This window comes from Rubrivirga sp. (assembly GCF_049648075.1).
Classification (GTDB): Bacteria; Bacteroidota; Rhodothermia; order Rhodothermales; family Rubricoccaceae; genus Rubrivirga.
Map to the genome: position 1 here is coordinate 1 of NZ_JBARYR010000673.1, position 2,751 is coordinate 2,751.

At 71.3% G+C, this 2,751-nt stretch carries 2 protein-coding genes; both read right to left on the reverse strand.

Annotated features, from left to right (window positions below; translation table 11 throughout):
- A partial coding sequence (locus WBA11_RS18055) for an FtsX-like permease family protein (RefSeq protein ID WP_424522025.1) occupies window positions 1-2,332 on the reverse strand: 2,332 nt, incomplete at its 3' end.
- Window positions 2,333-2,436: 104 nt separating this feature from the next.
- Window positions 2,437-2,751: ATP-binding cassette domain-containing protein (locus WBA11_RS18060; RefSeq protein ID WP_424522026.1), on the reverse strand; the 315-nt coding region annotated here is incomplete at its 5' end.

Here is a 2,751-nt window from a genome sequence, read left to right on the forward strand (position 1 = left end):
GGGCGACGGCGAACGTGACCGCCACGACGCCCACGAACAGGCCCGGTCCGAGCGCGACGCGGTATGCGAACCCGTCGAGCCAGCGCTGCACGCCGACCACCGTCAGCGGGACGGCGATGGCGGCGCCGATGACGACCAGTCCCGCGTACTCGCGCGTCAGCAACACGACGACCTGGCGGACCGTCGCGCCCAACACGCGGCGGACGCCGATCTCTTTCCGCCTTCGCTCGGCGGTGTAGGCGGCCAGCCCCACGAGCCCCAGGCACGCCACGAGCACGGCGACCAACGCAAAGCCTCCGAGCACACGGCTCAGCCTCCGGTCGGCGTCGTACAAGCCCGCGATGTTCTCGTCCACGAACTGGGGCTCGAACGGGAGGTCGGGTTGGATCTCGGCCCAGGCCGCCTCCAGGCCCTCGAGGGCGGGACCCATCTGGCCGGGCTCGACGCGGGTCAGGATCCCTTGGTACTGACGCGCCGCACCGTCTTCGGTCGTCGCGGTGTGGATGACGATCGGACCGATCGCGTTGCGCATCGACTCGTAGGCGTAGTCCCCGACGACGCCGGCGACGACCATCTCCTCCTCGATCTGGAGCGCCTTGCCGACGGCCTCCTCCGGCGTCCAGCCCAGCAACTCCGCCGAGGCCTCGTTGAGCAGCGCCGACGGGCGGTCGTCCTCGAGGTCGGACCCGGCGACGAGCTCGGCGCCCAAGGCGTCGGCGTAGCCAGGGTTCGCGCTGACGACGGTGAACGAGAAGGATTCCTCCGGCCTCGAGGGATCGGCGGGCAAGCTGTATACGAAGCTCATCTGGCCAGGCGTCGCGTCGGCCCCGACCGCTACCGAGACGCCGGGCACCGCGAGCGCGGCGTCTCGCATGGCTTGCCAAGGCGTGGCCTCGCGCTCGCCTCCGTAGGAGAGGCCCTCGGTCGCTGGCAGCCAGACCAGCCCGTCCTTGACGAAGCCCAGGTCGGACTCGGTCGTGAACGCGATCTGCCGCAGGACGACGCCCGTCCCGGCCAGCAGCCCGATGGCGACGACGAACTGGGTCACGACCAGCACGCGGCGGAGCCCGCTCCCGCTCGGACGGCCCGTCGAGGACAGGGCGCCGCGCAGCACGTGGGCCGGGCGGAACCCCGAGAGGAAGAGAGCTGGGTACGCCCCCGCTACCAACCCGACGACGGTCGCGGCCATGACCACGGCGAGCACGAACCCGCCGCCTAGATCCGCGAGCAGCAAGTCCGAGCCGAAGGCGTCATTGAACGGCGTCAGGACGATCGCCGCCAGTCCGACCGCGACGAGGGCAGACACGAGTGTCAGCACGACGGACTCCGTCAGGAACTGGGCTGCCACGCCCCACCGGCCGGCCCCGACGGCCTTCCTGACGCCCACCTCGCGAGCGCGCCGCGTCGCCCGCGCCGTGGCCAGGTTGACGTAGTTGATGCCGCCTAGGAGAAGGATGAACAGCGCCGAGGCCCCGAACAGGCCGAGGTAGGCCGGGTCACCTCGGAAGCCGGCGGCGTGGTTGAGGTCCGACATGTAGAAGTCCGGGAGCGCGGTCCCGAAGTAGCGAGTCGGCGAATCGCTGTCTGGGAAGTGCGTTTGGGACACGCCAACGAGTTGCGCATCGAGGTCGGCGACGGTGGCGCTCGGGACCAGGCGCGCGTGCGTCCTCCACATCGAGGCACCCCACGAGTCCAGGCTGCGCCGCGTCTCGGGGAGCGTCTGGGCCGAGAGCACGGCGTCGAACGTGACCGTGGACGTCCTCGGCGGGTCGGTCGTGACGCCCGTGACGGTCAGGGTGCCCGGCTCGTCGTTGACCTCGGCCTCGAGGGTTTGGCCCACTGCGTTGGCCTCGCCGAACAGTTGCCGGGCCAGGCCCTCCGTCAAGACGACCGAGCCAGGCTCGCGCAGCGCCGTCTCGGCGTCGCCCTCGAGGACGGGAAACGAGAACACCTCGAAAAACCCGTCAGTCGCCGTCAGGACGCGGCCCTCGGCGGCGGCGCCTCCGGGCCGCGCGATCTCCCTCGGGCCGGCGCCCTGCGAAGTCAGCACGGCGCGCTGGACGGAGGGCACCCCGTCCTCGAGGGCGACGTGGAGCGGGTAGGGCGTCGAGGTCCCGGTGTGGGTTTCGTGGCCCCACTGGTTCTCGGAGGCGATGATGACGACCTCGTTGGCCCGGTCGTGGAACCGGTCGAACGAGAGCTCGGCGCGCATGAACAGGCCGATCAGCAAGCAGCACGTGAACGCGACCGCCAGGCCGACGCCGTTCAACAAGGCGTAGGCGCGGTCGCGGCGCAGGGTGCGCAAGGCGAGGCGGAGGTGGTGGGTGAGCATCGGGTGTGGGGGAGGTCCGTCCTCGAGGGCGGCGGAGCGGGCTACTCAGAGCGGACGGGTTCGGTGGCGGCGGCGCGAGCCACACGGCTAGGGTTCGAGTGAGGTCAGGCGGCGTCGGGGACGGCGCCCTTCGAGGACGGGTCCGGCGGGTGGATCTCGCCGGACATCACGTGCTCGCTCACCACGCGCCCGTCGAACAGGTTGACCACGCGCTGTGCGTACTCCGCGTCCGACGGGGAGTGGGTCACCATCACGATCGTCGTGCCGGCCGCGTTGAGCTCGGCGAGCAGGTCCATGACGGCCGCGCCGTTCTTGGAGTCGAGGTTGCCCGTCGGCTCGACGGCCAAGAGGAGCGACGGGCCCGCGACGACGGCGCGGGCGATCGCGACGCGCTGCTGCTGGCCGCCCGAGAGCTGCTG